This is a genomic window from Shewanella sp. BC20, assembly GCF_003129585.1.
Taxonomy (GTDB): Bacteria; Pseudomonadota; Gammaproteobacteria; order Enterobacterales; family Shewanellaceae; genus Shewanella; species Shewanella seohaensis.
In genome coordinates, this window is record NZ_NHRI01000013.1 from 87,466 (window position 1) to 113,015 (window position 25,550).

The following is a 25,550-nucleotide window of genomic DNA, read 5'->3' on the forward strand; positions in this document are numbered from 1 at the left end:
GAGTGGCTACAGGGCGTTAAGAAAATCTTCACCATCAACCACATTGCCCTTCGCTAAATCTTCTTTGGCTGCGTTGAAACAGTGCTTCAGATAGTCGGCTTTCATCGCCTCAAGCTGTTCGTAATCGTGGATAGACATGACCACAACCGCATCTTTACTGTTTTTGCTGATCTTGATGGGTTCGCGTTGAGCGTTTAGTAGCAACTCACCAAAATTTCGTTTGGCGTCATTAGCGGTTAAGGTTTGCATGAGTTAAGCCCCGTTTTGGAAATACAGTGGCAGTATAGTTTATTGAGCGAAATGGTCAAAATGATTAAATCGTGCGATTTGTGCTAATGATGGGCTATCTTGATTCGCTGGATGATGACTTGCCTACAAATGAGATCAAAAAGCCGAGATGATTCTCGGCTTGTTATTAAGGCTTTTACTAACTCAAAAGCGATTAGTAGTACTTCTTCAAATAGCTTTCAGCATAGCTTTTCAGCTTTTTGTTTGGGTTGTTGTTGGCAATGTTTTCAATCACTTCACGATATTGGGTATTACCCGATGCGGCGAGGGCCTTGGCCATATTGGCGTAGGTGTCGATGGCTAACTTGTCGTTGCGCATAAGGCGTGGATTTTTCAGCTCAACGCTAAGGCGCTCTAACAGAAAGTCATCGTAGTTTTGATCATCCATCATACGTTTGGCTGCTAGGCGCATTAGCTCTAAATCATTGCTTTTAAAAGCGTTAGCATAGGCATTGTTTTTAGGACTTTGTTCGGCCACATATTGGCTTTTATCCGCTAAAATGGCGTTCCATGTTTTGTATTGGTCAAGATTTTCAAGTGCTTGGGTAGCGTACTTCTTTAGCTTCTTATGGTAGCTGCCATTGACTATGTTGCTGATGGTCGCGCTGTATTTGTCATTGCCCGAGTAACCTAAGCCTTTGACTAACCAAGCGCTGTAGTCGATGGCGTTTTTCTCGGTGGCGAGGGGCAGGGATTCGATTAGTTTGGCCTCTAACACATCGTAAATGGCGGGATCGGATAATCCGGCAATCGTCAGAGCCTCGATGGCTTGTTTTTGCTTAAATTGATTGTCGCCTTTAAAAATTTCTTGATAGGTTTCAACCGTATAATCCTGCGCCCACACCGGCGAGGCCAGTAAACTGATACCGAGTAAAATGCTTGCAACTAATGGTTTCATTGATATGTCCTTATGTCGTTTTCCAGCGTTTAAAAATCAGTGAGGTGTTGATGCCGCCAAAGGCGAAGTTATTGCTCATCACATAGTCGGTGTCGAGCGTACGTGGCTCGCCGCGAATGTAATCGAGCGTGGCACATTCTGGGTCGATATTGTCGAGATTAAGCGTAGGGGCAAACCAGCCCGCATTCATCATTTCGATACTCACCCAAGCCTCTAGCGCACCGCAGGCGCCTAAGGTATGGCCGGTGTAGCTTTTAAGGGATGAAATCGGCATATCCGCACCGAATACCGCGTGGGTCGCATGGCTTTCGGCAATATCACCGCGGTCGGTGGCGGTGCCGTGGGCATTGACATAACCAATGGCGTCGGGCGTAAGCGCCGCATCCTTAAGGGCTAAACGAATGGCGATTTCCATGGTCTCGCTATTGGGCTGAGTCACATGCTGGCCATCGGAGTTAGTGCCAAAGCCGACGATCTCGGCGTAAATCTTCGCGCCGCGCGCTTTGGCGTGTTCTAACTCTTCAAGTACTAGCGTACAAGCGCCTTCGCCAATCACTAAGCCATCCCGCTGGGCATCAAAAGGGCGTGGCGATAATTCTGGCGTCGTGTTTTTCGTGCTGGTCGCAAACAGCGTATCAAAGACTACGGCCTCCGTGGGGCAGAGTTCTTCGCCGCCACCCGCGAGCATTAAGGTTTGCCGACCATATTTAATCGCTTCATAGGCGTAACCTATGCCTTGGCTACCTGAGGTGCAGGCGCTGCTGGTGGTGTGAATGCGCCCTTTAAGGCCAAAGAAAACCCCCACGTTTACCGCTGTGGTGTGGGCCATCATGCGGATATAACTAGTGGCGGTAACGCCTGACATATCGCCAGTTTTCAGCATATCGCCAAAGGCGACCAGCGGATCGGTACTGCCGGTAGAAGAACCATAGGCAATGCCCATCTCTCCCGAGGTGACGATAGGGTCGTCCAAGAGTCCTGCATCCATCAGTGCAAGCTCGCTGGCGCGAGTCGCCATAATCGAGACGCGCCCCATGGAGCGGATCTTTTTGCGGGAATAGTGGCTAGGCACCTCAAAGTCAGTAATGGGCGCAGCAAGGCGGGTGTTTAGTCCGTCGTATTTATCCCATTCGGCCATCGTCACGACACAGTTTTTTTGTGCCTTAAGGCTGCTTGCGATACTCGGCCAGTCATGGCCTAGGGCACTGATGCCACCGATACCAGTAACGACGACTCGTCTGCCTAGGGGATTACGCTGCGTCATTTAGATCATGCCTCCATTCACCGAAATCACTTGGCGCGTGATATAGGCAGCATCGTCCGACATTAAAAAGGCGGCTAAGGCGGCGATTTCATTGGGTTTACCCATGCGGCGCATCGGCACTAACTGCTCGACCATATCCTTAGGAATATCCGCCACCATATCGGTTTCGATTAAGCCTGGGGCGATACAGTTTACGGTAATCTTACGTTTGGCCAGCTCTAAGGACAGCGCCTTAGTGGCGCCAATCAGCCCAGCTTTAGAGGCGCTGTAATTGACCTGACCACGGTTGCCCGCGATACCTGAAACGGAAGCCAAGGTGATGATACGGCCACCCTTGCGGCCTTGTACCATAGGCATAACGCAGGGATGAATCACATTGTAAAAACCATCGAGGTTAGTGTGGATCACGCTGTCCCACTCGGTTTCGCTCATCGCTGGGAAGGCATTGTCACGGTTGATGCCCGCATTGAGTATCACGCCATAATAGGCGCCATTGGATTCGATATCGGCCTCAATGGCGGCTTTTACGGCGGCGCGGTCGGCAACATCAAACTTTAATAGACTGACGTTCACCCCAAGAGCGCTAAGTTCTGCGGCGCTGGCATCGGCTGCGGCCTGATTGCTGTGATAATGCAGGGCGATATCGTAGCCCGCTGCGGCCAGTTTAAGGGCGATGGCTTTGCCAATACCGCGGCTCGAACCTGTGACTAATACTCTGTTATTCATCTTTATTTCTCCACCCGTGATGCTTGATGATGAGTTGTTTATGCATCAAAGGGCTAAATCTTTTTGTAGTGCGACTGACGTTGCGTCGGTTTTAAGCTTGGCGCTTGTGAGCGCTAGGCCAGACATTAAGCCTGACTGGAGGCGATATACGCTTGAGTGTCCTGGGGTTGGAACACGTTCACATTGGCCTCGGCCACGAGTTGTGGTGTTTGCTCCGATCCTGCCTCGGGCAACAGATAAATCTGGCAATCGAATACCGCCAGTCCCGACTCTTCTTGATAGAGGCGTTTAACCTGAGTGCGGTAGCGGCGGTTGAGCTCGTACTGCGCTGTGTGTAAGGCTAATTTACGCGATCCCAATAAAAAACCCACTCGGATTTTATCGTGGCGCAGTTTGGCCTCTACACCGGCGAGGGCAGCGATGCTCTGCGCCATGTATTCTATGCCCACATAATTGGGAACGGCCTGACGTTGCTCGTCAAAATAAGCACACTGAGGAGTGATCTGCACTTCAGTTTCGAGTGCATCCTGCTGATGGTGAATAATCTTATCAATCAAGATCATCGGCGCGCGGTGCGGAATAAAATCGGCAATATTCTGCTCGGCTAATTGTTGCAGCCACATCGGCTCGGCGGGTGCCATTGCAGTGTCAGTAGAACTGGACATAAAACTTAAGCCCCTTTACGGCAAAAAATCAGGCTGGCATTGCTGCCCCCAAAGGCGAAGGAGTTGCTCATCACATAGTTAAGCTTGCCATGTTCGGCGCATTGCTTGGGCGCGACTAAGGCTATGCTGGGATCCTGTGGATCTGGCTGCCCATCATACCTATGGGGAGGCAGGGCAAGATGGTGATTATGGGGTGAGAGCAGTAAATAACAAAATGCGGCTTCAATCGCGCCCGCGGCACCTAAAGTATGGCCAACCAGCGGTTTGGTTGAGCTTGCGGGTGGTGGCGTGTCGCCAAATACCGAGAGTACGGCGCGGCTTTCCATCGCATCATTTTTAGGCGTTGCTGTGCCATGTAGGTTTATATAATCAATCTGTTGCGCCGAAATCTGTGCATCATCAAGCGCGGCCTGCATGGCGGCAATTGCTCCCGCACCTTCGGGGTGCGGCGCCGACATATGGTGTGCATCGCTCGACTCGCCAATGCCTGCAAGCAAAACGCAGGCTTCATTTGCTGTGTTGTCTGTCGCCAAGGTCAGAGTAAATAGCGCGGCGCCTTCACCGATATTGATGCCATCGCGATTGGCGCTGAAGGGATTGCAATGTCCCTTGGAAACCGATTCTAAGGCATGAAATCCGTTGACTGTCAGTTGGCACAGGCTGTCGATACCGCCGACGATCACCATATCGCACAGCTTGGCCTCGAGTAGGCGTTTGGCGCTGGCAAATACCTTGGCGCTGGAGGAGCAGGCGGTCGAAATAGTGTAGCAAGGGCCTTGGAGCTCAAATAAATGGCGTAAAAAATCGCTGGTGCTGCCGAGTTCCTGCTGGAAATAATGATAATCGGCGGGGAAGTGGCCGTGTTGATTGCGATAGGCCAAAGCGGCTTCGCCCTTCGAAATCCCCGAGGTGCTGGTGCCTAAGACCACGCCGATGCGGTAGGCGCCAAACTCACCTTTGGCTTTCTCTACGGCATCGCGAATTTGCAGTGCGGCAGCAAGGAGTAACTGATTATTGCGACAATCGAATTGTGCCAGCGCGGCAGGAATGGTCGGTAACGACTCAGTGACGGGCGCAACCAGTGTCGACTCCCCAAATAGCAGAGTATCACTGGTTTGCATGGCACTGGTATCGCCTGCAATCAAGCGGGCTAACACCTGCTCGGGCGTTTGCCCTAACGGGGTACACAATCCAATTTGTGTAATGGCGACTCTGTTGTTCATTGCTGCTTGCTATACCTATGACCTTTGATGTGAGCAAGGCTAAAGGCTCATATCGATTGGCTGTTAACGGGTGCCTCTATGGCATGGTCAAAAGACGATTAAATGGGTTGTATCTCTAACTCAAACTTTGCCTGTGGCATGGTCAAATTAATGTGTGCCTGCCAAGGGGCACCGTCGGTCTGTTGTTGATAACGAATTTGTATCACTTGAGTCTGGCTATCGCTGCGACTGATAAGCGTATCTTGGCTATAAAACTGGCGACAGGGAATTGCGTCACACAGTCCTGTCACTAACTCGCCGCCCTCTAAATGGCTTTTAATACTCTGCTCCGGCCAATAGATGAGTTGCATCATCGCCATCAGATATTCGGCCTTAAACTCGTCCCCTAGCAAGAGACTCTGTTCACTGCTGAGTGTATTCCCATCGTAAACCAAGGTAAACAATGCCTGACCTAGGGGCGCGAGCCCGACCAGTGTCATCCGTTCCCCTTCGAGTTCGAGCTGGGTGAGTAGCTCGTGGGTGTTATCGCCCACCTTAATGCTCACCTTCTGACTAAAGGACTGGGGTGAGGATACCCCAGCTTTGCTGTCGTTTTGCTGACTCTGGCTTTGAGTCTGGCTTTGGGGCGCATTTGCCTGCGGCTTGGTGAGCGGTTTCTCGACCGCTGGGCCAAAATCATGGGGGAGTGGCGCTAAGCAGTAACGCATATCTTTCGCCAAACCGACACAGGTTTGCCGATAGAGCAGCTCGCTGCATCCCATCAAGCCTAGGCTGATCAGGAGCAAGCAAAACGTCGCAATGGCTTTGGGGCGACCGTTGGCGTTAAGGCTTAAGCGCATCGAATTACACCTCGGCTAATTCGCTAATAGCGGGCTCGGCGCTGAGTTCGGCTTCCTGCCGACATAGCTCGACCACCATATTCAGGCGTCGCTCGGAATCTTTTACAAAGGGATTTTGCACATCCCAAGCATAGCCCGCCAAAATCGAGCAGATCATCTGTTTGATTTTAGGATTCGGATTTTCGTAAAAAATCACATCTTGGAAGCGCCCATCGTACCAAGCCTGCACATAAGTGCGGAAGGTGTTCACCCCTTGCATTAACGGCGCCGAGTACTCGGCGGGCCAATCTACCGTATCGCCATCAAGCTGTTTAAGCACGCATTTCGCCGCCATCGATGCCGATTGCATGGCAATCGTCACGCCCGATGAGAATACCGGATCGAGAAACTCGCCCGCGTTGCCCAGCAGGGCAAACTTGTCGGTGGCGAGGCGCGATACGTTGGCAGAATAGCCCTTGAGTGTCGCACAGGGCTGGGCGACCTTGGCATTGGCCAGCAATGCTTTCAGGCCGGGTTCTTCTTTAACTATGGTCAGAAGCTGCTGCTCTAAATCGCCTTCTAGGCGCGCGAGTAATTGCGGCTCTGCCACGACGCCGAGCGAGCAACGGCCGTTGCTGAAAGGAATTAACCAGTACCAAATATCCTGATGCTGCGGATGTACGCTAATTAAAATCTTATTCCGGTCGAAGTTGGGATCGCTGATGTTATCTTCCACATGGGTGAAGATAGCGCTGCGGGTCGGCAGCGACGACGGCGTTTCGAGGTCGAGTAGTCGTGGTAGTACTCGGCCAAAACCACTGGCATCGAGCACATATTGCGCCTCAACTTGGTACAGCTCACCTTGATCGTTACGCACGCTTAAGCGCGGGTTGGCGCTTAAATCGATTGCCTCAACGGTTTCACCGTAACGGATTTCCACCCCAAAGCTTGCTGCGGTATCGGCGAGCAATTTGTCGAAGTTTGCCCGTTGCACTTGGAAGGTTGTGCCCGGCCCTGGGGTAAATTTGTCGGTAAAGTCGAAGGTGGTATACACCCCATCGCGACGGAATGCCGCGCCATTTTTATATTGGAATCCCGCCGCATTCAGCGCCTCTAACATGCCCGCTTCTTCAATAAATTGCATGCAGCAGGGCAGTAGACTCTCGCCGATAGAAAAGCGTGGAAAGTGTTGTTTTTCTAGCACTAATACCCGTTTGCCTTGCTTATGCAATAGGCTAGCGGCAATCGAGCCCGAGGGGCCTGCGCCAATAATGGCCACATCGACGGAAAGGGAGTGAGACTGTGCGGAACTTGCTGCAGTGGATGTGGACATTTAAATAACATTCCTTGTAGGTATCGAGACCTTGTTGGTGGTTAAAACCTGACTGGTGGTCAAAATCAATGGCGAAAGTACAAAGGTAAACCCTATGCCGAGGGACAGGGTTAATCCAAAATAATGAATAGCTTGGGTTTGGCTAAAGGCGAGTAAGCCAAAGGCCAATAGGGTCGAGCAGGCGGACATAAACACCGCCATCATCACTGCCTTGCCATGTTGCGCAGCGGAGGCAAAGAACAAACTGTAATCTATCCCAATCCCGAAGACTAAAATCAGCGCCAGCGCATGAAACAAGCTTAAGGGCGAGCCGACTAAGCCTAAAATGGCCAAGGTGAGTAAGGCGGCCAGCGCGGGTACGGCGACCACAAGGGCGGCTCTTTTAACGCCAAAGCTCAGGCTAAATAGTAAGAGGGCGATAACGAGTGCTAGCCCCAATAACTTCAGGGTAAGCAGGCGATAATGTCCCATCACGGTGGAAATATCCGCGACTTTATCAATAAGCTGCACCTGCGGATCCTCGGCAAAGCGCGCCTTGAGGGCCGCAATATCTTCAATACCACCAAGCAGCACTATAGCGCCATGGCTATCATTCCCTAGGTTGGCATTATCTAGACTGGTCGCTGACTCTGTTGAGTGCTCAAGCTGTGCGAATCCCTGCGGTGCAAGCCAGAGTGGGGCTAGCTGTTTGCCTAGGCCCAGTTCGAAAAAATCCGCCGGGGTGATATAGCTATCCTTGGCGGCAAGATAGGCGGCAGAAAGCTCGGGTGCTAGGCCGTCATCTAGGCCAATGCTGTTTAGCACTGTGGTTAATTGCGACTGGTAAATCTTGCTCTGCAATTGATACGCCGTATCCTGCTTTTGCTTGCTTGGCAGATAACGGCTGAGGCTGACATAGTCGCCCAGCTCTTGCTGCTTAATGGCGGCATCGAGCTGCGGACTGAGGGCTTCGAGTCGTTGCAGTAAGGCTTCTTCGCTGGAGGCGCGCACCAATAAAAACTGGTTATCGGTACCACCACTGAGGAGTTTTCTGAGCTTATCTTCAGGCTCTGTCACGCTCGCAGGGCTTTGTTGTAAATGGCGAATATCGTCATCCACCTTAAGTTGGCTGATACCCAGCAGACAAACACCTACGAGCAGTAAGGTGAATAGACTCAATCCCCATGGCGACACCAGTTTGTTTGAGAATCCGGTGAGTTTCGCAAGATAAGCCTGTGCGAGGGTTAACGGGCGTTCTCCCGAAGGCAACTTGCTGCCCGCCAATAATGGATAGGCGAGCACTAACGTTAGGTAGGCGCCGAGTAAGCCCGAGGCGCAGAAAATCGCTACCTGCTGCATGCCGGGAAACGGCGCTAAACCGATACCGACATAGGCCAAGGCGCTAGTGATAAAGGCGAGTGACACTGTGGGGAAGATATAGGCCACGGTCGCCTGCGCGCTACGCTCATTATCACTTAACCGCTCGCAGTAAAAATGGAAACTGTAGTCTATGGCAATCCCTATCAGGCTAGTGCCAAAGACGAGAGTGAGTAAATGCAGTTCTCCGAACACGCTTAAGGTAAAGGTCACCGCCAGCAGCAGGCCGCTACCTATGGTCACCATCGCCAGCAAGAGTGGCATCACGGAGCGAAACGCCAGCCAAACCAATAACACTACGCCAAGCAAAGACGCGAGACCGAGAACAGAGATTTCACTCTTCGCGGTATTGGTGGCTTCTATGGCATGGAATAGTGCGCCCGCCTGTAACACTTTAACGCTGGTGTATTGGGCGCTGACGGCATTCAGCGCTTGAGTGAGTGCCGCTTGCTGGCGTAACTGCGCATTAGGGTTAAAGGCGCTTTCGGTGCCTTTTGCCATCACAATGGCGGCCACGCCTTCACTGCTATTAACACCTTGTTTGGTATCAACACCTTGGTTGGGATGTGCAAGTAAAATCCCTTGGCTAGCGCTCAGCTTCGAACTAGGCGCAAGGGCGAGCAAATTGTCGGGAAACAACAGCAAAGGATCTTGGGTCAAGAGTTGGCTATTGGCATAACTAAAGGCGTTGTAGAGCTGCTGAGTGGCCGAGGCGATTAAGTGCTCGAGGCCATCATGGCTTAAGGCATCGGTTTGCTCTGGGGTGAGCAGTTTAAAGCGATAGGGGAAATAAAATTGTCCAAGGGCTTCACCCATCTGTAGATCGGCGCTGCGAATATCGGTAAAAGCGGTATGTTGAGTCTTAAGCTGCTCCATCAGGAGTGTTGCCGCCGCAATCGCTTGAGGTTCGTCCTCGGCAATCAGAGCGAGATACACTTGATCGGCGAGTGTCGACTCCACTTGTTCGAGGGCGCGCGCCGTGAGTGCATCCTGCTGCAGATGGGGCAACATGGCGAGAATATCGCTTTGTACCTTAGCCCCATTTTGCCACAGTTGTAGCGTCCACAGGCTTGCCGCCAGCATCAAACACAACCAAATAGCGAAGCGCCATTTAGTCGAGGTTTGCATCAGGCTATGGCCAATACGCGTGGCAATCTTGGGCGCCATGATTCTGCCTTACTCCCTTGAACCCGCGTCTTTAGGAATCGTCTGGCTGATGGCATATTGGGCTAACTCAGCCTCACTCAGAGGACCTTGGCGCAGCTCGCTAAAATCGATACGGGTGATATCCTGCGGACTCACACTCGGATTGGCGCTGAGTAGCACTAAGGCGTGTAGAGTATCACTGCCTTCGAGCACCATGTGGGCGATGGCCTTCTTCATCAGCGGATCTTTTGGGGTTAATCCCAACTGCCAGTTTGCGCCGCCTGAACTTGAGTCTTGTTGTTGCGACTTGCCTTGCGCCAACGGTTCTTGGGCTAAAAAGTGCAGTTCGAAGTTTGCACTTAAACCTGAAATATCGCCGCCCAGCATGGCATTCACTAGACTCGGTAATAAATCCCCCATGGCCGCCGCGCTTGCCGAAGCATCGGCTTGGCTGATTTGCACTCGCCCTTGGCTATCTTTTTGGATCAGTTGCTTATCTTTTAAAATTAGCAGGGATTCGAAGGGGCTAAGTTGTTGCCAGATCAGCCCTTGTACCTTGTCGAACACAAACTGGCCTTGGCTCACGAGGGGCTTTTTCAGCACTTTAAGCTGGCGCGATTGCACAAAGTGGCCGCGCACCGTCTCGCCAAGATTGAGCTTTTGGCTAAGGGCGAGCAATGCAGCGTTATCTGTGCCTTGGGCAAATAGCGTTTGATATTGGTTCGAACTTGTGAGGTTCGAATCGGTGAGGCTCTGCGCCTGTACCGAGCCAAACAGCAGTGTGCAGCTTAAGAGTAGGTTTTGGCAGAACCCTAGCCACCACTTAGCTCGTGCGAGGAAGGCAATCATTCGCTATCCGCCTTTGCCAGCAGCGGGGCGATTTTGCTGCGAAATATCTCTGGCGTCACAAAGCACATTTCTTGGCTCGTCATATCCACCGCCGCCTGAATGGTATAGCCCTTGGTAATTCGCTCACCGGTTGCCGTATCACGGATTTGATAATTGATTTTTAGACGATTTTCCCACTCGACCAACTCGGCGCGCACGGTAATGTTTTGCTCGAAGGTGCTGGCTTTAACGTATTTGATCTGCAAATCAATAATCGGCCAAGCGTAGTTCGAGGCCTGCATTTGGCGATAGTTGTAGCCTAACTCGTCGAGTAATTTGCAGCGGGCAATCTCGAAATAACGCAGGTAATTACCATGCCAAGTGATCCCCATAGAATCCACATCGTGGAAGGGGATCTGCATGTCCATTTCTATGCTGAGCAAGGCTTTCATCGGCACACTTCCCATTCGCCCGCTTGGATTTTCGCAACGGTTTGGCGCAGCACGGCTTCGAGCGGTCTGTCTTCGACTAATGGCTCAAAATCGGCGCGCACTTGGGCGAGTGTGGTCGCCAGCGAAGGGGTCAGCGAAGCTTCGTCTAACTCATTCTGTTTGATACGCAGACCAATGCCTTGAGTCATGGCGAGTAGGGCTGCTGCGGCGACTTGTTCTGTCAGCTGTAATACGCGCATACAGTCACGGGCGGCGATAGTGCCCATGCTGACTTTGTCCTGGTTATGGCATTCGGTTGAGCGAGAGAAAACGCTCGCGGGCATAGTGTGCTTGAGCGCCTCTGCCGTCCAAGCTGATACGCCGATTTGCACCGCCTTAAAGCCATGGTTGATGGCGCGGCGTGGCCCAGTTGAACCCGAAAGGTTAGCGGGTAAACCGTTGTTAAACTTAGGGTCCATCACTAATGCCATTTGGCGGTCGATGAGATCGGCGATGTTGGCCACAGTGTTTTTCAAGGAGTCCATTGCAAAGGCAATGTGTCCACCGTAGAAATGGCCGCCGTGGAGAATATGCTCGCCTTCACCATCGACTATGGGGTTATCGTTGGCGCTGTTAACTTCGGTTTCGATAAATTGGCGCATAAAGGGCAGTGCATCCTGCAATACGCCAATGATGTGCGGCGCGCAGCGGATGGAATATCTGTCCTGCAGACGATCTGAATTGCGGGGATGAACATGGTGGTTCAAATCTTCCCTAATCCAAGCCGCGATTTGGTTTTGCCCCGGATGGGGTTTGGCGGCAAACAGAATATCGTCGAAATGGTTCGAGTTACCTTTGAGGGTTAAGGACGCCATGGCGGTAATGCGGCTGGCTAAACGCGCTAAATATTGTGCGCGATCAAAGGCTAAACAGGCTAATGCCGTCATCACCGCCGTGCCATTCATCAGGGCTAAACCCTCCTTGGGGCGCAGCACATGGGGCGTGATGTTCAGCTCGCGGTAAACTTCTTGGGTGGCTCTGCGCTCACCGTTATAAATCACTTCGCGCTCGCCAACTAGCACGGCGGCCAAGTAAGACAATGGCGTTAAGTCACCGCTGGCACCAACCGAACCTTCCTCTGGGATCACTGGCACTATATTGAGATTAAGCAAGGTTTCGATGCGCTTTAATAGCTCATAGGTCACGCCGGATTTACCAATGGCGAGGGAATTTAAACGGCAAGCCATCACGGCACGCGCCTGCATCACGCTCAATACTTCACCGAGGCCACAGCCATGGAAGCGGGATAAGTGCAGTGGTAACTCATGGACTAAGTCGAGACTCACGTTGACAGTGCAAGAGTCGCCATAGCCAGTGGTGACGCCGTAAACCACACCTTCTTCGTGAAGCAGGCTATCGATAAAGCGGGCGCCCTTTTGGATATACGCTTGGTAATCGGCATCATCACAGAGTTTGACTTTAGCACCCTTAGCAACGGCGACGACTTGCTCTAATGTGAGTAACTGACGGCCAAATTCGATTGGCGACTCAGCGGTTGTCGTGTGAGTAACTGCGTGGCTCATAAATGCTCTGTCCTGTCTGTAGTGCGCTCCTGCTCCGGGAGTGCTGCTGTCGTTTGTGGGGCGGGTGTCGCGCGGTTGACCTTGCTATCGTCCCGCCAAAAATCAAAAAAGTTAAACCACTGCAAAGGCTCACGCCTTGCGTAGTGTTCGAGGCGTGAGCTGTAGTTATGCACCGCCTGTTGTAGTCTTTCCATTCGCCCAGCACGTGGCCCTTTGAGGCTGTTGCTAAAGTGCTCTAAATGCACGCGATATCGCCCTTGTTCGCGCAGGCAGAACATCAAGTACACCGGGCAATCCAAGAGACCGGCCAGAATAAATGGCCCCTGCGGGAAGGCTGCCTCTTCACCCATAAATGGCGCGTATACCACGCGTCCTTGGGAGTGGGATGAGGTTCTATCGCCAGCAATCACCACTAACTCACCGTCTTCAATCTTTTGCTGCAGCAGCATAGAGGTGGCGGGGTTAAGCTCGGTCACTTGGATCAAATTCAGCGTGCTATCGGGGTTTAATTGCTTGAGTACATTATTAAAGTTTTCGGCATGGCTAGTTAACACCATGACATTCACTTTGACCTTACGCTGGTGGATTGAAATCGCGCGGCACAGTTCGAGATTGCCCAAGTGAGAAACCAATAACACCGCGCCTTTGCCGCTTTCTAGTTGATCAGCCAGCACTTGGCGGTCGGGAAAATCCACTTGGCTTAATTTAATGCGGTCGCACCAGGCATCGATTCTATCGAGCGCGGCATTACCAAAGGCGAGAAAGTGGTTCAGGCTATCGCGCCAGCCAACGGGCTGATTCAATTGGGGGTGTTGCGGCTCGAGGCGTTGCACGCGGCGCAGAAAATCTAACGAGGCCTCGCGGCTGACTTTGCCCGTTAGGAAGAAATAGCAAATCACTGGATACATAATGGCGCGGCACAGCCAATGGCCGCCGAAACGGTAGCTTTCGACCAACAGTTTTATGCCCCAATAACTGCCGCGCTCCTTCATCCCCGACCAATGGGTTGAGGCTTTATCGTTTTGGGGTGATTGAGCCTTCTGTTTACGGCGCAGCAGTTGTGGAAGGCGTTTTAACATGCCGAAAAATAATCGGGTATGCAGCTTAGTTATGCGCACATTGTCGGCCACACCTTGAAAGTGGCTGACGCCGTTTTCGGGATAAATGACTTTAGTGGGGTGAAACAGGATTTCCACCCCTTGCCAGTAGAGTTTGACTAGGATTTCGATATCAAAATCCATCCGCTCCGTGAGGGCGTGCTGGCTCAATAGACGCTCGGTGGCGGCTAAGGGATACACCCTAAATCCGCACATAGAATCTTGAATATCAAAGCTTAAGGTTTCGACCCATACCCAAAAGTGGGTGAGGTAACGGCCATAGAGTCGTCCCTTGGGGACGGACTCGTCGTACTCGGGCTTGCCCGAGATCAGCGCATCCGGCTTGGCCTGCGCCTTGGCGAGCATGGCGGGAATATCGCTCAAATTATGCTGGCCATCGGCATCGACCTGTAGCACATGGGTAAAGCCATCGCGATAGGCGCGGCGAAGCCCTGTCATCACAGCCGCACCCTTACCGCGGTTGTAAGGGTGTTGCAGCAGGGTCACCCAATCGTGTTGCTCCGCCAAGGATTGCAGCAGATAACGGGTCTCATCGTTGCTGCCATCGTCAATCAAATAGCAGGGCTGATTGAGGGCGGCGAGCTCGGCTAAGGTCTGGGCGATCGCAGCGCTATGATTGTAATTAGGGATCACCAGCGCCAACTTGATTGGCGCCGTGCCCATTAAATCACTCGGCGGGACTAACTTGGTGTCGCTCATACCGTCGCTCACAGGGATGCTCCATCATCTTGCTGACGAGCAAAGCTGATTCGCCCGGAGGCATAGCGGTGGTCGCCATCGCTGTAGGCAAAGGTTAACTTCTCTTTGGCGGCATTATGGCTAATGACTAAGGTGACTTCCTGCCCTGGCAGAATAAGCTGTTGAAACTTTAACACTTCTAAATTAGCAACCGCAGCGTTGTAACCAAAATGCTCGCAACCTAAGCGCACGGCCCAATCCAGTTGGGTCACGCCGGGGAGCACGGCTTGCTCGGGAAAATGGCCGTTAAAATATTCGAGATCGGCGGCGACAAAGAGGCGCAGTTCAATACTTTCTGGGCCGATCTCTGATGCGAGGATCGGCGGTAAACTCGACTTAATCATGGTCAAATAACTCAACTAGCTGGGCGACGACGCGCTTGCCCTGAGTGTTTAACGGTAAGGTTTCGGGGTAACGCCAGCGGCGCGGTAAGGTCACGCGCTCGAACTGAGTCAGTAGATGCGCTTTTAACGCGTTGTTGATACTCAGTTTTCCCTGTTCTTGGTGCACACTTCTGCCTAATGGCGACAGGGTGATCACCGCCCCTAACTGGGATTTAAACTGGGGTAATACGACTAAGGCGGCCTGCTCGACATAGGCGTGGCTACAGAGCAAGGTCTCCATTTGCGCCAGCGAAAGACGTTTTTCTTCAATCTTAACGATGCGGTCGAGTCTTCCCTTGAGCCTGAATTGGCCATTGGCCGTCGGCTCAATTTTATCTTCACAACGTAACCATTGATCGTCGGCCAAGTAGGGTGACTTAAGCAGCAGGGCGCCATCGTCAGCGTCTTGGTCTATGGTAATTTGTTCAAACACTTGCCATGGTTCGTCGGCCTCCTGTTGGCGACGATAGGCGATACCGCCAGTTTCGGTGCTGCCGAATATCTCTATGGGTAAATGGCCATAGCACTGGGCAACACCTTGGGCGGCGGTGAAACTTAACGGCCCGCCGGAGCTAAAAACTAAGCTAGGTGATCGCAGTTGGCGTTCGTGCTCTAGTGCCTTAGGCAAACGAGATAATTGCGCTGGGCTACTGATGAGGCACAGATTCGGTAACAGTGCGGTGTAGTAGCTTAAGGTCTCTGGGTATTCGATCTGCTCGCTTAAAAAAGGGCGACTGGCGGCTAATGGCCAGAGGATCTTAAACAACAAGCCGTAGATATGCTGATGGGAAACGGTCGAGACCACACTGCAATGGGGCAAATGCTCGGCGAAGGTGTGCTCAAGCACTGTCACCTCGGCATCGAGCTGCCTTAGGCTCTTGCGAATCGCCTTGGGCTCACCACTGCTGCCCGAGGTAAAGAGCACTAGTTCACCGAAGGTGTCGCTCTCTGGCCAAGGTTTGGTGGGCAGACTCAGCTCTTTATTCAGCAGGATAAAGGCGTGACTCTCGCACAGCGGCTTGTCTGACAATATGCCTTCAAACTGATGGGTCAGTTCACTCAGAGTGCCAGTTTGGGTGTTGGGCGGCAGAATAATTTCCTTGCCCGCCAAGAGTGCGGCACATAAACCCACGGCAAACAGATCGCTGGTATCACTCGCCAGTAACCATTTTTGTTCAGGCGCTTGGCGCAGCTGCTCGTAAAAATGCGCAACCTGATTGGTAAACAGGGCACCTGTGACTATGTCATGGTGATTAAAGCTGATCAGTTGTTGGGCGAATGGCCCTTGGGTTAACCAGTTTTTGAGTAGTTGTGTCATGTATTCTTCAACCAAAAGCTGCGATATAACCATTCCCCACCGAGGAGCAGTCCCATGAGTACGTATGCAATCAAACCGTTATACAAGGTCCAAGTTGCTAGGCTGGTAAACACGGCGGTATAGGCCGCCACAGTGCCGTTTAGGATAAATAAGCCACACCAAAGCAGGGTGACTTTTTTAAGATAACCTATGGCTTCATCCGGCAAGTCGGGCTCTTTGAGCCGTGCGAGCCGTTCAATCATGCTCGGGCCTTGGTATAGCGAGTAGCTAAACAGGGCTAGCATGGTGAGGTTTATCACCACGGGGTAATACAAGAGCCAGTCGCTGCGTTTGGCGACAAAACTGCCCGCCGTGAGCGCAATCCCAACAAGCAAAGGCAAAACTAAGGTTTTAACCTTTTGCTTTTGCAGCATTAAACGCACTACCAACAAGAGGCATAGCACTAGGGCTATTGTGCCTGCTGGCAGATAATTCAGTCCTAAATACACGGCGACTGGATAAGCAATCAGCGCGAGTGCGGTTAGTACTTGTAGCAGGACACGCATTAGTCTTTAACTAGGCCTTCAATGGCGTTAACGACATCGTTGACTGTGCGCACAGATTTAAACTCGTCGGGCTGAATTTTCTTGCCCGTGAGCTGCTGCAGCTTAATCACTAAGTCGACGGCATCGATGCTATCCAGATCTAACTCTTGATAGAGATTCGCCTCTGGCGTAATCGCATCAGCATCGATTTCAAACTCATCCACCAAAATCGTGGTCAACATAGCGAGGATTTGTTCGCGGTTTTGCATCTTCCTCTCCTATGGACGTTGTGATTCGATGAAGTTAGCTAGGCTGGCGACGCTGTAAAAATGCGCCTTAGTGCTATCCGAGTTCGCTTCGATTTTCACATCAAATTTTTTCTTGATGGCTAAACCAAGCTCGAGCGCGTCGATCGAGTCGAGTCCGAGTCCCTCACCAAATAGCGGTGCATCTGTATCGATATCATCAATACTGACGTCTTCTAAGTCGAGGCAGTCGATGATCAACTGTTTAATTTCGTTATGTAAAGTCATAATTATTTTCGAGTTGTTGTTGATAATATTGTTCAAGGTCCCGGGTTAATTGCCGAGCCATTTTCGCATGCTCACCCAAAGGGGCTTGGTAGCCTTGGTGAGAAATTGTGTTGCCGATTTCGACGGCCATACCCATGGTTTGCCTTGGGATCTCATACCAAGGTTGTTCCTTTGTCAAACCACGCACATTAGTGCGCAAAACCACAGGTAAAATATCGGCTTGGGTGCGGATGGCGATATTGGCAGCACCGCGGGCAAATTCGTTAATGCTGGCGCCAAATACGGTGCGCGTGCCTTCGGGAAAGATAATAAGATTCGTGCCGCGGGCGAGCACTTCGCGGCAATCTTCGAGCATGAGTTCGGCGCCGCGATTGGGGATATATCCCGCGCAGGAGACGACGCCACGTAAGAAGGGATTGCGCCATAGGCCCTGTTTAACGATACAGCCCGCATTGGGCATCAAGCTGATTAATACCACCACATCGACTAGGCTCGGATGATTGGCAATCACTATCACGCCCTTGGCATTTCGCAGCAGCTCGGCATTATGGGTGCTGACTCGGATAACTCCCGCCCAAGTCAACATGGCCACAAAGCCTTTAAACATAGTGTGCACGGCTTTTTGCACGCGGATAATCCGCGCCTCGGGCGTGCCCGGCCAAAAACGCAGCAGAGGCAAGATGGTTAACGAGCTTAACAGTCCACCGAGACCAAAGGCGATGTAGCAACTGACGCCGCCGAGCCAACGGGGAATATAGTTGATTCCCGCGCGGCGTTTTTCAGGCAGCGTATAAGCGACATTAAATTCGGCATTGTGTGGCACTGGATTAGGCATGCGTTAGGCTCCAGTGCCAGTGTGACAAGCAGCCGTCAATATCCTGTGAGGTTGCCAGCGCATGAATCAACATGCCATAGGATAGCGGCGTGGCGTTTTGTTGCTGCTCTGCTGTCAGTTGGCTTAGGGTGAGGGTGACGGTTGCACTCTCATCTGTAGGCGCTAGGGTCAATCCTAGGGCTAAGGGCAACTCAAACTCTTGAGTAAATTCATCATAGACTGGTGGGACGGGATCGTCGCCAAACACCAACAACAGTGGCTCGGGCGATTGGTGCAGCTGGGCGAACGCTTCTACCATGGCTTGGGAAAGGGTTTCTGTGCCCGCGGCAATCGAGGTCGAAGGGGCGGTGTTATTGGCTAAAATGCCAAAAATACCACTGCCAGTGTTATGCACCGACTGACTAAAACCTAAGGGGGAAAGCGGTTGTTTTTCAATAATATCTTCGAGCAGGCCAATGGTGCGGTGCAGCTCGCCGTGGCGAGAAGCAAATATCGAGCGACAGTTAGACGCGGCCTCACATTGGAAGCTGACATCCAGCATCATCTTGGTTAAACGGCTAAAACGTCTGCGCTGCATGGCGGGGACTTGGGAAAGGGCTGGGGAAATCCCCTCGAGGTCATTTTCTTTGCTTGTGTCAGCCGAGTGCTTGCACCAAGTTTGCCAGTCATCACGCTGTGGATACTTTGGCGCCCATGCGCCCCAAGAAAGGATGCTGAATCTGAGTTGCACTACTTTGCCTCGACACTATTTAAAGCTGTCTTAGTTATCCCTAACTAAGCGAAAATTTTAATGAATTGATTGGCTTATCGCTATTTTCTCGCTGGATTGACGAGCACAATTCCCCCGTTTATTGAGTGGCTTATTCTACACTAAGTCCTTAGTTTTAATGAAGCCATTTGCATTGTGATGGTTAACAAAATGCAATCAAGTTCGAATTTATCACCCAAGAGTAACATTCGTTGCAGCTGAGGTATTGGGAGGATAGAGGATAAAACCTTGGACTGAACCTGAGTTGAACAAGTCTATAGGTAGTATTTTTAAGATACAAAAAAGGCGCACTAGGCGCCTTTTTAGACAAGCTTGGAGCATTATTGGGCGAGTTGGTTTTCCAATTTACGCAGCGCCGCTTTGACTTTACGGGTGTTTTCAGGCCCCATGCGGATCATCAGTTTTTGCGCGCTCGGCAAGGCCTCTAAATTAGGATCCACAAAGCGGTAGTTCACGCTGATTGAACTGAGCTCAATAGGCTCTTCGATGATAGGGGCGGCCAGCATGATTTTAATGGCTTGCAGCATTCGGTCATTGAACTTGGCGTTGCTGTAACCTAACTCGGCAAAGGCCTCATCAAACAGCGGTGTGAGCTGTTTGTAAGTGTGCATTAAGCTTGCTTCATCCATGCTGGCAAGTACAGTCGCGTAGGCATCGTATCTGTGGTAACTCTCTGGATTTAAATACACTTTGCTAGTGATTTCAGACACAGTGAATAGCTTTTCTGGGCCTTTGACTGGGCTGACTTTGCGGGCGAGATCGCCTTGGGCCAAGTTGTCCACGAACACCACAAACTGACGGGCCAAATCTTGGTTCACTAAAGAGGAACCGACCACGTTGTTATTGATGATCGCTAGCGCTTTTTGATGCACAAAGGCATCGCTCTCAGGCAGGCTAGGGACGACTTCTTCAGGAATCGCAGGCTCGGTTGGCGTGACGACGGTTTCGGTTTCCGGCGTGGTCACCGCTGGTGCTTCATTTTCCACCGGCGCAGTTTCAGGCTCTGTGCTTGTCTCAAGCGTCATAGGTTCAGATGAAGGCGGCTCAGGCAGCACTATCGGCGCATTGGGGATGAGCTTGGGTGAGTCATCTTTAGTGTAGTAATAATAACCTCCCGCAGAGAGCAGCACGACGAGCACAATCGCAATCAAAGCAAAGCGATTACTGCTTGAAGAGGTTTCTTGAGGTGTAATTCTATCATCTTGATTAACTTGCATTTTACATCCTTCGCTTAAGTGTCAAGGTAACGGGGTGAATACATGCAGCTAACATTTAAAGTGCAAGTGCCAACGAGTTGTCGGTGGCAGGTTCATTGTGCAAGTTTCCACGCGCTTGTCCATAGTGGTGAGCTGAACAGGCTGAATTTATTTTACCTTGAAGGGGTTAGCTTAAGGTTTAGGCCTGAACGTATTGTTGCCTGTGTCCAAGCCAGCGATGAATAATGGCATCGACCGATTCTGGTGCCTGTGACATCACATGGCTCGCCAGTTTTTGGATATGTGGGATAAGCGCCTGATCGCGGACAAGGTCGGCGATTTTCAGCTCGGCCAGTCCCGTTTGCTTAGTGCCCAGTACTTCGCCCGGCCCACGGATCTCTAAGTCTTTCTGTGCAATCACAAAACCATCATTACTTTGCCTGAGCACATTTAACCGCTGGCTCGCGGTTTGGCTCAATGGCGCCTTGTAGAGTAACACACAATGGCTCGCCACGGCACCGCGCCCTACGCGGCCCCGCAGCTGGTGCAACTGTGCAAGGCCCAGTCGCTCGGGGTTTTCGATAATCATCAAGCTGGAGTTGGGGACGTCGACGCCGACTTCAATCACTGTGGTTGCCACCAAGAGATGTATGCTTCCCGCCTTGAAGTCGGCCATAATTTGTTGCTTTTCAGCACTTTTCATCCGGCCGTGGACTAAACCTATGCTCAGTTCCGGCAGCGCTTGGCGCAATTCTTCGGCGGTATCTTCCGCCGCTTGGCACTCAAGGACTTCGGATTCTTCAATTAGAGTACAGACCCAATAGGCTTGGCGTTTATCAGTGACTACGCTGTTGCGGACGCGCTCGAGCACTTCATTGCGACGCGAATCGGGAATGGCGACTGTGGTCACGGGCGTGCGGCCGGGTGGCAACTCATCGATAATCGAGGTGTCCAAATCGGCGTAGGCTGTCATGGCTAAGGTTCGCGGGATTGGGGTTGCTGTCATAATCAACTGGTGAGGATGAAAACCTTGGTTGATGCCTTTTTCCCTGAGTCCCATCCGTTGGTGAACCCCAAACCTGTGCTGCTCGTCAATGATGATCAAGGCTAGTTTGTTAAAGGTTACCTGTTGCTGGAAGATGGCGTGGGTACCAATCACCATTTGCGCCGCGCCCGATTCAATATCGGCTAAGGATTGCGCCCGCGCCTTGCCTTTAAGTTTGCCTGCTAGCCATCCGACTTTTAATCCCAGAGGCTCAAACCAGGCTGCAAAGTTTGCTGCATGCTGCTCGGCGAGTAATTCGGTAGGCGCCATCATAGCCACTTGGTAGCCATTTTCGATGGCCTGCAGCGCGGCGAGGGCGGCGACTAAGGTTTTACCCGAACCCACATCCCCTTGAACTAAGCGCATCATGGGGTGCGGTTGCTCTAAATCTTTACCTATCTCGGCGACGACCCGCTGCTGGGCGCCCGTCGGTTTAAAGGGCAATGAGGCGAGAAAGGGATTCAATAGCTGGCCGCTGGCGTGCATGGTCACGGCGGCGTCGAGATTGCTGCGCTGCCTGAGTCGGAGCATGCTGAGGTTATGGGCGAGCAGTTCTTCTTGCACCAGCCGTTGCTGCGCCGGATGTTGGCCGAGCTCTAAGTCAAATTGTGATATTCCAGCGTGGGGGCGATGTAGGGTTTGCAGCGCTTGTTTTAAGCTCATGCTGTTGGGCTGCAAATTGGTGGGTAATAACTCGGTCAAACCGCCGTCTTCTAATAATTCGAGGGCTTGCTCGGTGAGCTTGATCCAACTCGCCTGTTTGAGTCCTTCGGTAGTGGGATAAATCGGCGTAAGGGTATCGCTTAAATGAATCTCTTCACCGGGATACACAATTTTGTACTCGGGATGGACGATTTCTGCCTGATGATTACCACGGCGAATTTCACCGTAGGCGCGGATCATTAAACCATTTTGCATTGCATTGCGTTGCGCCATCGAAAAGTTAAAAAAGCGCAGGCTCATGCTGCCGGTATTATCCCGCACATTGCACACCAGCATGCGTTTGCGGCCTTGAATGATTTGCGTCGACTGGATTTCGGCTTCAATGGTGCCGTAATTTCCCGGCATTAAGGCGGCAATAGGATAAATTTGAGTGCGGTCTTCGTAGCGCAGGGGTAAGTGAAACAGCAGATCTTGTACTGTTGTGATGCCGAGCTTTGCGAGTTTTTCCGCCACCCTTTTGGCGACGCCTTTGAGGTCGGTGATCGGAACAAGATCCAATTGCTGCAAGTCGTTAGCGCTCAATCACTGTGAATTTATACATATACTAACAGAGTATAAGCGTAAGGCAATCTTGGGCTTGACGCTGGCCAAAGGATAAATGGCGATGGGTTAACTGGTGGGGAGGCGTTACACCAAAAGAATGAACTTATCCGTTAACATTTAAGTTATCTTATTAAAATTAAAATGAATATCCTATAATTGGTTGCGCTGAACTTAGGCAAAAATAAATATTCTTAGTTACCAAGTTCACTTTTTATTATTTTGTGGTTTAATCAAATAATTGGTTACCAGCGACATGCTTTGGTAATTATGCGGTAACAAGGTTGTGAATCGAAATAATAAAGTGACCTCCAGTGACGGAACACATTTGGGGAAACACCGTCGAGGAGAACTCGCTTTTGCGTCTATGGTATTTGAGTTGTTTATTTATAGGCCTGCTGTGTTCCACATCGCCTGCATGGGCCAAATTAGAAGTGGCTTTTTTTAACCCTGGCGCCGCAACGGATAGCTTTTGGGGTGATGTCGATAAATTAATGCAAGTGGCTGCCACTCAGCTGGATATTAATTTAAAAATAACCCATTCAGACCGTAATCATTTTAAAATGATTAACCAATTAGAGGTATTATTAAGCTCTACCTCATCCATCCCTAGCCATATTATTTTGGTAAATGAGAAGCAGTCAGCAATAAAAATGTTGCAGTTGCTCTACCACTATCCCATATATGTGCAGCTGATATTGAATGATATTTCAGTGGCCGAGCGAGAAACCTTATTAGCGGATCCACATTGGCAAACCTATTTATTACCAGCCATTATTCCCGATAATTACGCGATTGGTGCCGAAACGGCCAAAACCCTATTAAGTGGTTTAAAGGATGAAAACGCGAAGGTTTTATTAATTTCGGGAGATAAGTCGACGCCCGCCTCAGTACTGCGCACCCAAGGCGCCAATGACTACTTTTTTATGCAGCACAATGCCACTGTGACTCAAACCGTCTATGGCCAGTGGAGCCAAGATATTGCCTACGGGCAAACCTTAACTTTGCTTTCCCGCTATCACGATTTAAATCTGATTTGGACGGCCAGCGATAATATGGCTATTGGAGTACTAAAAGCCTTGCGGGAAAAAGGACTTCAGCCCGGGCGTGATGTGTTGGTGAGTTCAGTGAATACCTCCGCAGAGATTTTACAGCTTCGCCAATCACAGCAGGTCACTACATTGGGCGGCGGGCACTTTTTAGCGGGCGCATTGGGGTTAGTGCAGCTGAAGCATTATCAAGCAACCTCGCAATATTATCCCTATGCGGACATACAACTTTTTAGTGTCCTTAATCCGGATTCGGAGTTTTATCGGCTGTTAGTCGCTAGGGATTGGGCGGGGATTTTTAAGACACAGATTTTGGATAAGTTGCCACAATCATAAATAGGTATCCATGAAGCATCGTAATCATTCCATCAGTCACAGAATGACGCTCACAATTATTGGGGTGAGTTCGTTTTTTGCTGTCCTGACTATGTTGGTACAGTTGATATGGAACTATCAGGAGAGCATAGATAAAACCACGGCGGATATTCGTGAATACTCCGAATCTATCTTACCCAGCGTGGCTAAGTCGCTGTGGGATGTTGACCATAGTCTGTTATCGGATTTGCTGTCTGGCCTTGGGATGATGCCCATGGTGGCGAGCGTGAATTTAGAAAGTATCGACGGCGTTGCCATGCAATTGGGTAAGTCGATTCATTTGGATAATCGTCGGCAAACCCTGTTTCACTATCCCATTAACTATCAAGATCAGCAGATTGGCATGCTGACGGTCGGTTTAGATACGGACACGCTCTATTACGAGTTGTGGCAGCAATTGATCATCATAGTATTAGGCAACGGGCTGAAAACGCTGCTGATGATTTACTTGATCCTCTCTTTGGTGCGCTTATTAGTCACCAATCGCCTCTCGGCGCTGGAGCGGTTTGCCAATCAAATTAACCTGCACTCCCTCCCTAAGCTCAATGTGCCCATGAGTGTGATGCAAAGCCCCGATGAGATTGGCCATGTCGCCCAATCGCTACAGGCCATGTATCAACGCATCCGTAATGATTTGGCAATCAATAAACGCCAGCAACGGGCGCTGCAACAACAGCAAAACCAGTTAGCGAAACTGGTGGATGAGCGGACTCAAGAACTCAATTGGCAATCCAAGGCAAACCAGCTGTTAGCCGAGATGTCATTGCAATTTTTAACGACAGACACCTCTCGATTAGATGAATACTTGGCCGATGTCTGTGGCCGCATTGGTTGCCTATTTGATGTTGAACGGGTGAGCATTATTGAATTTACCCAGCAGCACGCCCGTTATCGGAGTTTTTGGAGCTGCGAGTCGCAGGCGGGCAAGGTCCAAGATATTTCCATCGACAGTGTGGCTGTGTTGGCACAAAAATTTACCTCAGAGTCGACCTTAGTCATTGAGTCAGTTGCTGAACTGGCGGATGAATCGCCAAAGGAATATCAAGCCTTGTGCTCGGTCGGCATCTGTTCAATTGCCGCCTATGCGATTAAAAATAGCAATCAACTCTTGGGGTTACTCTCGTTTTCTATGGTCAGTCGTCCATTAAACTGGAACGTGCAAAAGAAGGTAATGCTGACGCAATTTGCCGCGGCACTGAACGAATTATTACTGCGTGAGGAAAAAGAGCGACAGATGCTCAGCCTGCAACAGGCTTTAGTGTCGGTGAATGCTCAGCTGCGGGTGATGGCCGACACCGATGAATTAACAGGATTAAGCAACCGCCGCCCCTTCACTCAAACCCTAGAAACCTTGCTCCAGCAAGACACTCCCTTCGGCCTGCTCATGTTGGATGTCGATTACTTTAAGAGCTACAACGATACCTACGGCCACCTTGAGGGCGATGCGGCGCTTAAGCGAGTGGCGCTGGGGTTAACTCAGAGCGATATCTTGCCACAGGAGAGTTTGCTTGCCCGTATTGGTGGTGAGGAGTTCGCGATTGTTCTGCAACAGATTTCACCAATTCAATTGGAGGCGATAGCCAACCAGCTCTGCTACCAAGTGGCCGCCTTGGAGATCCCCCATAAAAGCTCCCCAAAGGGCAAGATCACCCTCAGTATTGGTGGGGTGTATTTTCCTAAGGAGAGCCAGGATAGCTTAACGTTGTCGGAGGTACTGCGCCGTACCGATATTTGTCTGTATCGCGCTAAAGATCAGGGGCGCAATACCGTGGTGATTGATTCGAACCATAAGTGACTGTTAATTGAGGCACGGCACCACAGCTTGTCTTGAGCACGGCGCGGCGC

The 25,550-nt window shown here is 51.1% G+C and carries 24 protein-coding genes; 2 read left to right on the forward strand and 22 right to left on the reverse strand.

Translation table 11 applies throughout. The features are described 5' to 3' along the window. Positions 1–6: 6 nt before the first annotated feature. The 22 genes from CBX96_RS14220 to recG form a co-directional block, all read right to left on the reverse strand. Positions 7–249: a type II toxin-antitoxin system Phd/YefM family antitoxin gene (locus tag CBX96_RS14220; RefSeq protein WP_011621139.1), complete on the reverse strand. Its 243-nt coding sequence runs from the start codon at positions 247–249 to the stop codon at positions 7–9. Positions 250–442: 193 nt separating this feature from the next. Beyond that, complete coding sequence (locus CBX96_RS14225; protein ID WP_109287130.1) at positions 443–1,186, reverse strand: hypothetical protein; 744 nt, start codon at positions 1,184–1,186, stop codon at positions 443–445. A gap of 10 nt (positions 1,187–1,196) precedes the next feature. Beyond that, entirely contained in the window at positions 1,197–2,450 is a 1,254-nt protein-coding gene (locus CBX96_RS14230; RefSeq protein ID WP_109287131.1) for a beta-ketoacyl-ACP synthase, read from the reverse strand. Further along, positions 2,451–3,176, reverse strand: coding sequence for a 3-ketoacyl-ACP reductase FabG2 (locus CBX96_RS14235; RefSeq protein WP_109287132.1), 726 nt, complete (start codon positions 3,174–3,176; stop codon positions 2,451–2,453). A 125-nt stretch (positions 3,177–3,301) separates the two neighbouring features. Then, on the reverse strand, positions 3,302–3,841 hold the full coding sequence (locus tag CBX96_RS14240; RefSeq protein WP_109287133.1) for a hotdog family protein: 540 nt from the start codon (positions 3,839–3,841) through the stop codon (positions 3,302–3,304). Positions 3,842–3,846: 5 nt separating this feature from the next. Then, positions 3,847–5,064 carry a beta-ketoacyl-[acyl-carrier-protein] synthase family protein gene (locus CBX96_RS14245; RefSeq protein WP_109287134.1) on the reverse strand — a complete coding sequence of 406 codons (1,218 nt, stop codon included), beginning with the start codon at positions 5,062–5,064 and terminating at the stop codon, positions 3,847–3,849. 98 nt (positions 5,065–5,162) lie between these two features. Further along, positions 5,163–5,903, reverse strand: coding sequence for a DUF3261 domain-containing protein (locus CBX96_RS14250; RefSeq protein WP_109287135.1), 741 nt, complete (start codon positions 5,901–5,903; stop codon positions 5,163–5,165). Between the two features lie 4 nt (positions 5,904–5,907). Beyond that, positions 5,908–7,215, reverse strand: a complete 1,308-nt coding sequence (locus CBX96_RS14255) for an NAD(P)/FAD-dependent oxidoreductase (protein ID WP_109287136.1) — start codon at positions 7,213–7,215, stop codon at positions 5,908–5,910. Then, positions 7,216–9,738 carry an MMPL family transporter gene (locus CBX96_RS14260; protein WP_109287137.1) on the reverse strand — a complete coding sequence of 841 codons (2,523 nt, stop codon included), beginning with the start codon at positions 9,736–9,738 and terminating at the stop codon, positions 7,216–7,218. A gap of 9 nt (positions 9,739–9,747) precedes the next feature. Further along, entirely contained in the window at positions 9,748–10,566 is an 819-nt protein-coding gene (locus CBX96_RS14265) for an outer membrane lipoprotein carrier protein LolA (protein WP_109287138.1), read from the reverse strand. Next, positions 10,563–10,997, reverse strand: coding sequence for a thioesterase family protein (locus CBX96_RS14270; protein WP_011621149.1), 435 nt, complete (start codon positions 10,995–10,997; stop codon positions 10,563–10,565). The genes CBX96_RS14265 and CBX96_RS14270 overlap by 4 nt, the downstream gene beginning before the upstream one ends. Then, on the reverse strand, positions 10,994–12,559 hold the full coding sequence (gene hutH / locus CBX96_RS14275; protein ID WP_109287139.1) for a histidine ammonia-lyase: 1,566 nt from the start codon (positions 12,557–12,559) through the stop codon (positions 10,994–10,996). The genes CBX96_RS14270 and hutH overlap by 4 nt, the downstream gene beginning before the upstream one ends. Next, the gene (locus CBX96_RS14280) at positions 12,556–14,376 is read right to left on the reverse strand and encodes a glycosyltransferase (protein WP_109287172.1); all 1,821 of its coding nucleotides are present in this window, start codon (positions 14,374–14,376) and stop codon (positions 12,556–12,558) included. Before CBX96_RS14280 ends, hutH begins: the two co-directional genes overlap by 4 nt. Positions 14,377–14,384: 8 nt before the next feature. Then, complete coding sequence (locus tag CBX96_RS14285) at positions 14,385–14,759, reverse strand: thioester dehydrase (protein WP_109287140.1); 375 nt, start codon at positions 14,757–14,759, stop codon at positions 14,385–14,387. Then, complete coding sequence (locus CBX96_RS14290) at positions 14,752–16,116, reverse strand: AMP-binding protein (RefSeq protein ID WP_109287141.1); 1,365 nt, start codon at positions 16,114–16,116, stop codon at positions 14,752–14,754. Before CBX96_RS14290 ends, CBX96_RS14285 begins: the two co-directional genes overlap by 8 nt. Further along, complete coding sequence (locus CBX96_RS14295; protein WP_109287142.1) at positions 16,113–16,661, reverse strand: hypothetical protein; 549 nt, start codon at positions 16,659–16,661, stop codon at positions 16,113–16,115. Before CBX96_RS14295 ends, CBX96_RS14290 begins: the two co-directional genes overlap by 4 nt. Continuing rightward, positions 16,661–16,909, reverse strand: a complete 249-nt coding sequence (locus tag CBX96_RS14300; protein ID WP_011621155.1) for an acyl carrier protein — start codon at positions 16,907–16,909, stop codon at positions 16,661–16,663. Before CBX96_RS14300 ends, CBX96_RS14295 begins: the two co-directional genes overlap by 1 nt. 9 nt (positions 16,910–16,918) lie before the next feature. After that, positions 16,919–17,173, reverse strand: a complete 255-nt coding sequence (locus CBX96_RS14305; RefSeq protein ID WP_011621156.1) for a phosphopantetheine-binding protein — start codon at positions 17,171–17,173, stop codon at positions 16,919–16,921. Continuing rightward, complete coding sequence (locus CBX96_RS14310) at positions 17,160–18,008, reverse strand: 1-acyl-sn-glycerol-3-phosphate acyltransferase (protein WP_109287143.1); 849 nt, start codon at positions 18,006–18,008, stop codon at positions 17,160–17,162. Before CBX96_RS14310 ends, CBX96_RS14305 begins: the two co-directional genes overlap by 14 nt. Further along, positions 18,001–18,738: a beta-ketoacyl synthase chain length factor gene (locus CBX96_RS14315; protein ID WP_109287144.1), complete on the reverse strand. Its 738-nt coding sequence runs from the start codon at positions 18,736–18,738 to the stop codon at positions 18,001–18,003. Before CBX96_RS14315 ends, CBX96_RS14310 begins: the two co-directional genes overlap by 8 nt. Positions 18,739–19,097: 359 nt before the next feature. Beyond that, complete coding sequence (locus CBX96_RS14320; protein ID WP_109287145.1) at positions 19,098–19,994, reverse strand: DUF3014 domain-containing protein; 897 nt, start codon at positions 19,992–19,994, stop codon at positions 19,098–19,100. 178 nt (positions 19,995–20,172) lie between these two features. Continuing rightward, entirely contained in the window at positions 20,173–22,248 is a 2,076-nt protein-coding gene (recG, locus tag CBX96_RS14325; RefSeq protein ID WP_109287146.1) for an ATP-dependent DNA helicase RecG, read from the reverse strand. Between the two features lie 392 nt (positions 22,249–22,640). Here recG and CBX96_RS14330 point away from each other — a divergent pair, with 392 nt between their 5' ends. Both CBX96_RS14330 and CBX96_RS14335 read left to right on the forward strand, forming a co-directional pair. Beyond that, positions 22,641–23,666 (forward strand): ABC transporter substrate-binding protein, encoded by a 1,026-nt coding sequence (locus CBX96_RS14330; RefSeq protein ID WP_109287147.1) that lies wholly within the window; start codon positions 22,641–22,643, stop codon positions 23,664–23,666. Positions 23,667–23,676: 10 nt separating this feature from the next. Continuing rightward, positions 23,677–25,500: a GGDEF domain-containing protein gene (locus tag CBX96_RS14335; RefSeq protein ID WP_181382209.1), complete on the forward strand. Its 1,824-nt coding sequence runs from the start codon at positions 23,677–23,679 to the stop codon at positions 25,498–25,500. The last annotated feature ends 50 nt before the right edge of the window (positions 25,501–25,550 follow it).